Annotated in this window: 8 protein-coding genes; all 8 read right to left on the reverse strand. The window is 43.9% G+C overall.

What is annotated here, in order from left to right; genetic code table 11:
- A partial coding sequence (locus Q0502_RS01300; protein WP_298646242.1) for an ABC transporter permease occupies window positions 1–1116 on the reverse strand: 1116 nt, incomplete at its 3' end.
- A 42-nt stretch (window positions 1117–1158) separates the two neighbouring features.
- Window positions 1159–1914 carry an ABC transporter ATP-binding protein gene (locus tag Q0502_RS01305; protein ID WP_298646245.1) on the reverse strand — a complete coding sequence of 252 codons (756 nt, stop codon included), beginning with the start codon at window positions 1912–1914 and terminating at the stop codon, window positions 1159–1161.
- Between the two features lie 33 nt (window positions 1915–1947).
- Window positions 1948–3150, reverse strand: coding sequence for an efflux RND transporter periplasmic adaptor subunit (locus Q0502_RS01310; protein ID WP_298646248.1), 1203 nt, complete (start codon window positions 3148–3150; stop codon window positions 1948–1950).
- Between the two features lie 22 nt (window positions 3151–3172).
- A complete protein-coding gene (locus Q0502_RS01315) occupies window positions 3173–4543 on the reverse strand; it encodes a TolC family protein (RefSeq protein WP_298646250.1) in 1371 nt (456 codons plus the stop codon).
- Window positions 4544–4880: 337 nt separating this feature from the next.
- Window positions 4881–5621, reverse strand: a complete 741-nt coding sequence (locus Q0502_RS01320; protein WP_298646253.1) for a hypothetical protein — start codon at window positions 5619–5621, stop codon at window positions 4881–4883.
- 63 nt (window positions 5622–5684) lie between these two features.
- Window positions 5685–6974, reverse strand: a complete 1290-nt coding sequence (locus Q0502_RS01325; protein WP_298646256.1) for a hypothetical protein — start codon at window positions 6972–6974, stop codon at window positions 5685–5687.
- Window positions 6975–7270: 296 nt separating this feature from the next.
- Window positions 7271–8419 carry a galactokinase gene (gene galK / locus Q0502_RS01330; protein WP_298646258.1) on the reverse strand — a complete coding sequence of 383 codons (1149 nt, stop codon included), beginning with the start codon at window positions 8417–8419 and terminating at the stop codon, window positions 7271–7273.
- A 17-nt stretch (window positions 8420–8436) separates the two neighbouring features.
- The coding region (locus tag Q0502_RS01335; RefSeq protein WP_298646261.1) for an MFS transporter at window positions 8437–9546 on the reverse strand (1110 nt) is incomplete at its 5' end.

Below are 9546 nucleotides of genomic sequence, written 5' to 3' on the forward strand. Positions count from 1 at the left end.
GCTCCACGGTTGAATGAACACCGGCCACGAAGCTGCCCATTTTACCACAAATGTAGAACCGGCGCCTACAAATATACCAATAATTCCTCCAATAATACTGATCAGGATCGCTTCTATCAGAAATTGCATTAATACATCTTTTCCTCTGGCCCCCACGCTCATTCTCAATCCTATTTCACGGGTGCGTTCGGTGACGGAGACATACATGATGTTCATAATCCCTATGCCGCCTACTACCAGACTGATGCCGGCCACACACGCTAACAGGATTGTCATCAGATCGGAAGTGGTGGTGAGCATCGAACTTAATTCTTCCTGCGAGCGTATCTCAAAGTCATAATCGTCCGGATCCGGGATAGCGTGATTCTCCGCCAGGATCGCCGTGATGCTTTCCACAGCGTCGGGGGTCGCTTCTTCAGACATGGCCGAGCAGTAAATCCCCTGTAAATAGTTGATCGCTAAAATTCTTTTTTGGACCGCAGTATAGGGAGCCAGTACTATGTCGTCCTGATCCATCCCCATCGTGTTGTATCCTTTGCTTTCCAATACCCCGATCACCTCAAAGGGAATGGTGTTGAAACGGATGACTTTACCCATGGGATCTTCTCCCGTGGTGAATAAATTATCGACAATAGTCTTTCCGATGACACAGACCTTATTATTGGCGGTGATGTCATTTTGGGTAAACATTGTGCCGGATTTAATTTTCAACTGCCGGATAGTCAGATATTCCGGACTTACGCCGCTGATACTGCCCGGATAATTCTGGTTCTGATAAATGAATTGTCCGCTGCTGCTGACATTCGGAGATACGGCCGAGACATACCGGGCTTTATCGCGTATATCGAAATAATCCTTGTTCTTCAATGTTTCCATATCCGACATGCTCATGCGCACACCGCCTTCACCGCGGTCGGAATAAGGATGTATCATGATCATGTTCGATCCCATTTCCGATATCTGTTTCCGGATACTTCGTTTCGATCCTTCACCGATAGCCAGCATGGTGATGACCGACGCCACGCCGATAATGATGCCGAGCATTGTCAACAATGCCCGCATTTTGTTGCGGGATAATGCTACTATGGCTATTTTAAACAGGTTGTTTATGTTCATATGATTCTTTTATTCTTTTATTTCGGTACATCATCACATCATTCAATCGACTTCTTCTTCCCCGGGTAATTTATCGTAAGCCTCGGAGGCCGACAGGACGTGATGGTTGTACGTGTCGTCCACGATCCGTCCATCTTTCAATACGATATTGCGGATGCTGTAGCGGGCTATATCGTCGTTATGGGTTACGAAAATGATGGTTCTTCCTTCTTTATTCAGTTGCTGGAGCAGTCTTAGGATGCTGAACGATGTGCGTGTGTCTAAGTTTCCCGTCGCTTCATCGGCCAGGATCACTGCAGGGTCGTTTACCAATGCCCGGGCAATGGCTACCCGTTGCATTTGTCCCCCGCTCATCTGGTTGCTTTTATGAAAAAGGCGGTCGGCAAGGTCCACTCGTTTCAGCGCATCAATTGCTTTTTGCCGCCGGATAACGGCAGGAATATCCGGATTATAGATCAGCGGGAGTTCCACATTTTCCACGGCCGTAGTATTCGGCAGCAAATTATAACTCTGGAAAACAAATCCGATCTTCGTATTCCGTATTTTTGCCCGTTGGTCTTTGTTCATTTTCTGTACCGATATTCCGTCGAGCAGATAGGTTCCGGAAGTAGGGGTATCCAGACAACCAATGATATTCAGTAACGTACTTTTTCCACTCCCCGATTTACCCATGATCGTGACGAATTCTCCTTCCCCGATCGAAAAGGATACGTTGCGCAAAGCGTGTACAGTCTCCTCGCCCACGATAAAATTACGGCAGAGATCCGATATATTGATGATAGCCGGTTTATTACTCATTTTCTCTTTCTAATTTGGGATTTTGCGTTAGTGTTATCTTCCCCCGCCGGGAGCTCCTCCTCTGCGGCGTGGAGGTTGATTTAAAAACGGACTCGATTCATTTCCGCTGTCGGGAAGGCTCTGCAGGGCTGTTTCTTCGGCGTCTTGCCCGATCACCACCTTTTCTCCTTCAGACAGCCCTGATAATATTTCGGTGTGGACGTTATTGCTATTTCCGGTTTTTACCTCCCGGCGGACCAGGATATTATTTTGATCAAGTACCCATACGACCGTATCATTCTCATTGAGAGTTTTATTGCCCGGATTGAAGTTGACGGCTTGTGAAGGAACCGTCAGCACCTCCGGCTTGTCTAATGTATAAATCGTGCAGGTGGCCGTCATACCCGGTTTCAGTTTCAACCCGTCGTTCGGTGCATCCACCACCACTTCATAAGTAACCACATTATTGGTCGTTGTCGGCGACAGGCGAACCTGTGTTGTGGAGCCGGTAAACTCTTGGTAAGGGAAAGCATCCACGGTGAACGTCACCCGCTGTCCGGCGGCAATATCACCCATATCGGCCTCATCTACTTTGGCTATTACCCGCATTTTGGTAAGGTCATTCGCTATGGTAAACAGTGTGGGTGTTTCGAAACTGGCGGCAACGGTCTGGCCTTCTTCCACCTCACGGCTTAAAATAACTCCATTGATGGGAGAATATATTTTTGCGTATCCCAGGTTCGTTTCGGCTGTTTGATAGTTGCTTACGCCCACATTGTAATCGTTTTGGGCTTTTTGATAGGAATACAACGCTTCTTCGTAATCGGAACTGCTGATTAGTTGTTTTTCGTACAACACCTTAAAACGTTCATAGTTTTTCTCCTTGTATTCCAGTTCACTTTTGGCAGTGGCCATCGAACTTTTTGCTGACGACAACGTGGCCAGTAATACGGTTTGGTCGAGTTCGGCCAACAGTTCGCCCTGTGAAACCACGCTGTTGTAATCAAAGTAAATTTTATCGACCCGCCCGCTCACCTGTGTTCCCACATCGACTGTCGATATAGGTTCCAGTGTGCCGGTGCACGTGACCATATTGGATATATCTTGTCTTTCTACAATAGCCGTGAGCCATTGTATTTTATTATCCTTATTGCCTTTACAGGAATAACACGATATCATAATGATTTCTGCAAGAAGGATGAAAGCCATGTAATATAGCCTGATGCGATTTTTGGATTTGTTGTTCTTTGTCTTCATATGATTATTTTATTTTTTACATTCAAATCAATCCTTGATAATATTCCAATACTTTTATATTCAGCAAAGCGGTATATTTGGCCTGCAGTAATTCTTGTTGAGCCGTTATCAATCGGTTTTTTTCCGTCAACATCTCAATCGTATTTTTAAGGCCCAATATAAACTGTTCGTCCATCACATCGTAACTCTCCCGGCTATATTTTACCTTCTCTTCGGCCGCGATGTATTGCGCTTGAGACGTCAGCGTGTTTAAATAAGCCGTTTCAATGTCGGCATATAATTCTTTTCGAATGCTTAATTCGTTCAATTGCGACGAATACATATTGATGCCTGCTTTCTCCACCGCACTTTTGACGGTCCTGTTGGAAAATACAGGGATGCTGACCGACAATCCGATCACGTTGTTCCAGTTATTTTTCAACTGGGAACCGAAAGAATATCCGGAATAATTATACACGTTGCCTGTTCCCGTATTTGCCTGTAAACTGACAGTGGGATAAAAACCGGCCTTTGCTTTCTCGATCCCCAGTTGCGCATATTCGGTGTTAAGCTCGCTGTTTCTTATTTGTGGCATCACGTGTAAGGCAGTTTGATAAATCGTTTGTTTATCGGGTATCAGGGATAACACATCCTCCCCGTCCGGCGGAGTAAGTACCAGCTCCATGCTGTCGAGCGTATCCAGTTCCAGAAGTTGTTTCAATTGCAATTTATAATTCTCCAGGGTCGTTTGGGCATTCACCAAATTGTAATTATCCGATGCATACTGTGATTCCCACTGCGAAACATCGCTTTTGGCTACCGAACCGACGGATAGTTTTATTTTATTGCTCTCTAATTGGGCTTTGCTTAATTCTACGGCATTTTCATATGCCTTTAGAGCCTCATTGGCATATAGAATTTGCATATAGTTTTGTATGATAGCCAATTTGATATTGTTTTTACTTTCGTCAATTTCCAAATCGGCGATCCGGTTGTTTAATTCGGCCTGTTTGATATCAGTAATGCGTGAACCACCGTCGAAAATGGTCCACGTTGCATTCAGTCCGTAACTTCCGGATACGGAAAGAGAAGATGTTCCGGAAGAGGCATTGTCATCCGGAAACGGATAATTACTGAGGGTTTGTCCCACGGAGGCAGACAACGAAGGAAGCATCGCCGCTTTCGCCAGTTTGGTATCGACCAAACCGGTTTCTTTATTGACTTTACTTTGCTTTATTTGTATATTATTTTCAAGTGCATAACCGATGCACGTCTGCAAATCCCATTGCAGGGGTAGCGTTTTTTCCTGTGAATAGGCAACGGATATTCCTGTCAATAAGAACATTGCTACCATTATACAAAGAGAAATAGTATTTACCTGTTGAGAATAGAATGGATGAATAATGTACTTCATAAAAGATTCTTTTTTCAGGCAAAAGTAACGTCGTGCAGCAAGCTTCGAAAAACATTTCGACGAAGGTTCGGTATTTGCCGACGAAAAAAAAGAATCATTGTACCAATGACTTCCCGAAAAATGCACCGTTTTCCGGAGCACCATCGGAATGAAGGACAATCAATGCAGATCGATAAAAAGATGGTTAAAAATCACCCCTTATCATCCTAAAGAAGTATAGCAATAGATTTGTGTTCTGAGGTCAACTGTACTCTCTGAAAAATGAAGAGACAACGATAAAAAATTCAGATAAATTTTAAGTTAGAGAAAAGAAAGTGGGTTTATGTACAAAAAGCCATTATCTGAACATAATACCAATTCCAAAAGAAAGCCTGTTCAGATCCTCTTTGTGTTCCCATTCATCGAACAGGTTGTTATCGTATTCTTTTCGTACAATTGATTTTGTTTTCTGATGCCGGTAAGCAGCCGTAACCAACAGGTCGCAGTATGCATTTAAAGATATCTTCACACCAATTTCCGGATGAAGCATCAATCCACCGTAATGTTTCAACTCGGCATCGCTCACATTGTAAGGATTCCATTCCAGATAAAGGTCATCAAAGTGTTGATACCGAAAATTACCAAAGCCGTATCCCGCTTTTATTGCAAAAAACGGGGAAATTTTATTGTCCCATAAAGTATATCGGATATCTGCAAAAAGAGGGAAGAGATTATGCTCCATAATTTCGAAACCGACACCTACACCTGCTGCCCAATGTTCATTGAACATATACCCATTGGTAATGGTGACCGAAGGAGAAAAGACCAATTTTGTATGACGATAGGGAGTATTATAAACCGGAGCAATATAGGAAGAGCTGGAGGGCCAGTAGGGGTAATAGTGAATATTCCTCTCGAGGATTTGCTTGTTACCCATGAGCATATTGATTTGCATTGTGTTATAATACCCCCTCTTTTTTCTATTCTCATAACCTGTCTGAATCTCTTTGCCGTCTATCAAATAAATATCCTCCTTGAATTGAGCAAACATATTGCATGTCAGAAGCAGCGATAACAGGATAAAACAAATTTTTTTCATCGTTATATTTTTATAAAATAAGTTCAATAAATTTAGTCGTTTTGAGTCGCCTTCGCTCCTCGATTAACGAAAACGTTGAATGTTTTCTACATCTTCGACATCATACAAGAACAGGCCTTCCGTATTTGCCACAATAAGAACATCGTCCTCTCTTAAATAACACACTCCGGATATATCGGGATATTCTTTCACAAACTCGATGTCCGTTTCATCAGGCAAGTAAACGGTAAGCCCATTTCCCAGCGTAATGAGATGGGACCCTACCCGTTCTATGGCTACTGCATCTGTAGATATCTGATAATCTTTATATATTTCAATAGTGGAATAGACCGGATCTCTATGTCTAAATGCTCCGTGGATGGATTGTCCCGTCAGATAGAAAAAAGCTTTAAATTGCGGCATATAGGTAGCATCGACAGGAAAAGATCCAGAGTGATGGATACTATAAGCAAAACGGGCTTCATCAACATGTAATGCGGCGTCGATATAACCGTTCTCAAGGTTATCCCATATACCTGGCATATATAAGACATCATCTTTCATAAATAAACCCACCGGACGCGCATTGCTGTAATAGTAAGGAGTGGGATACGGCCCCACAGTTGACCACAAATCTTGTTCTTCTACGTCAAAAACTCCTGACTGATAGGTACAGATAGCCCAACTATTATATTCTCCATATGTATAAATCTTATCTTCTCCTACTTTTACTATTCCAAGATAAGGTCTGTCTCTTTCAGGGTGATCGCTCAGCCATGTTTCGGGAATCACTGTACTTGTCAGATTTTCAAACAATTTATCCTCTTCACTGAAATCGAGATCGGGTTCCTTCTCCGTAACCATACCCGTTAGCCAGTGGTGGTAGTAATCTACAATACACCCTTTATCATCTACAGAGAGTATATTCCAATATTCCTTATATTTTGTAAATCGGTTAAAATGACTCTTTTGCCTGTGCAATATATTGGTCTGAATAGGATTACTCACATCCAACACTACCAAATCAACAAAATTGTTACAGAAAAGGTGATCATTTACAACATCAAATGCCTTCACAAACTTACACTCAATGAAACATAGATACTCTACTCCTTTGGTCTTCTTTTCGTACACGTGGATCCCTTCCGACATTTCACCCACGAAATAATATTTCCCATTGGATACGATCTTGAAGGGAGAGACAATTGTGGCTATGTCCGTTACTTTGATATTCCCAATTTCGCTCATATCAAGATATACCGGATACTCTTTTGATTGTGTAATCTGTTTTGAGTACCTGTATAAATCTTCGGAGTAGTCCTCACATGATATTATCAGCACAAAGAGTATAAAAGAATAAAAATATCGCTTCATTATTAGATGTGTCGTTAAGAATTCCTCTATAGGATATAGATGAAAATAATTCCAAAAAATTGCACAAAAAAATATTAATTTTTGCTTTTTTACTATAAAAAATGGCAAACCTTTTCAAATGAGAGCCAAGAGGGATTCGTCTATAGCGTTATCTGGAAGTTCCCGTTATTTTTGCAAGTAAAATGAGGAAACACAGTAAGTAGATGTAAGGCGCTCTCAACAATTAAAATAGGTTGGAAGACGGGGTTATATTGAAAATCCCGCTTCCAACCTGATAATATATCTGTACAATGGATTCAGAGTTTGCGTGCGCCGTCGCTGATCACCACATCGTACACTTTCGGCTCATGTCCGTATTTGGCTTTGAACTGCGCTTTGGCATCGCTGATGAATGAATCATACAACTCATCCTTTACCAGGTTGATGGTACAACCGCCAAAGCCGCCGCCCATCACCCGCGAACCGGTGACGCCGTGTTCACGGGCCACATCGTTCAGGAAGTCGAGCTCTTCGCAACTTACTTCGTAGAGCTTGCTCATGCCGTGATGTGTCTCATACATCTTCTGACCGACGGTTTCATAGTCTCCCCGTTCCAGGGCATCGCTCACGTCCCTCACCCGTTGCGTCTCTTCGATCACATATTCGGCACGCATGTAGTCTTCCCCCGATATTTCGTCTTTCACCTCGCGAAGCATGTCCATGGTCGCATCCCGCAGGAACTCCACTTCGGGATGGCGTTTGGCAATGGTTCTCGCCGCATGCTCACACGATTCCCGCCGTTTGTTGTATGCCGATGAAGCCAGTTCATGCTTCACTACCGTATCGAGCAATACCAGCTTGTATCCTTTAGGATCGAACGGGAAATAGGCATATTCCATTGATTTGGTATCGAGACGGATCAAATTGCCTTTCTTCCCGAAAATGGAAGCAAACTGGTCCATAATACCGCATTTCACCCCTACATAATTATGCTCGGTAGATTGGCCGATACGCGCCAGTTCGAATTTGTCGATACCCAGATCCAGGAGATCGTTCAATGCGAAGGCATACGTGCTTTCCAATGCCGCTGACGACGACATGCCGGCGCCGAGGGGCACATCCCCTGAGAAGACAGTGTCGAATCCCTTCACGGTGCCACCTCTTTTGATGATCTCCCGGCATACGCCGAATAAATACTTGGCCCAGCCCTCTTTCGGGAGATCCTCTTCGTTGAGTCCGAATTCGGCACTCTCATCCAGATCGATCGCATAGGCTCTCACTTTATCGCTGCCGTTGAACCGGATGGCGGCGATCATCCCTTTATCGATGGCCCCGGGAAATACAAAGCTTCCGTTATAATCGGTGTGCTCCCCGATCAGGTTTATGCGTCCCGGTGACGCATAAACCTCTGGTGTCTCATTGCCGAATTTCTCTTGAAATATATTGATTACTTCCTCTTTAGTCATAGTAATATCCTTAAAAATTATTCCTCTACAGGTACACTTTGAGAAGCTGTCTCTACCGGTACTTCATCATCTGTCACCGAGACACCGGTGGTTACATTCTTCGATCCGACCAGGGCGTAGAACAAGAGGTAAACCAACCCTGCTGCAATCACCCAATAGCTTGCTATATAACCCACTGAATCGGCCACACCACCCTGGATCCAGGGAAGGATACCGCCGCCGCATACTAAGGTCATAAATATACCTGAAGCTGCCGGTGTGAACTTGCCCAAACCTTCCACGGCCAGGTTATAAATACTCCCCCACATGATCGATGTGCAGAAGCCGATCAATACAATAAACAAAGCATTAATAGGCACTTGGGCCAGCCCAAACGAGAGAGCGCCAGTACCCGATCTTTGAAGTACCGGTAATGCTACTTCATTGGATGTCGGCGAGAAGATAGCCAAAAGCACTAAAACCAATCCCACTGCAGAAACTGCCGAAAGCATGGTCTTACTGGATATTTTACTTCCAAAAGAAGCGCCCAGTAACCTTCCGATCAACATTAAGAACCAATATGTCCCTGCCACAAAACCGGCAATGGTCTTTCCTACCTCCGGATTATCGGATAACCAATAGATCATTATTCCAGGGGTACCTACCTCCACACCTACATACACGAAGATAGCGATAGAACCCAGCACAAAATGCCTGAATTTGAGCGCACCCAGCATCAGACTCTTTATGGACTCTTTTGCCTTGGTTACGTGGGGTTCCGGAATATTAACAGCCATCATCACAAAGAATACAAGGGCGAAAACACCCATCGCGATGTATAATACGGGAAAAACATCCTTGATATTGGCTTTCGCAGCTTCACCGATCAAAATACCCACGAACGCAGGCGTAAAGGTAGCCATTACAGAGTTGAAAGAACCTCCGACCTGGATCAACTGGTTACCTTTATTACCACCCCCGCCTAATGTATTCAACATGGGATTCACCACCAGATTGAGCAAACACATGGAGAAACCGGCAATAAATGCTCCGAGAAGGTAAACCCCGAAAGCCGTTTCCTGAGAAGCGTGTCCCGAAAGGAACTGAACAAATACGCCCACAAATCCTATGGCAATAGCGATAAGGGC

It is taken from the genome of uncultured Proteiniphilum sp., from assembly GCF_937873925.1.
In the GTDB taxonomy this organism is placed as follows: Bacteria; Bacteroidota; Bacteroidia; order Bacteroidales; family Dysgonomonadaceae; genus Proteiniphilum.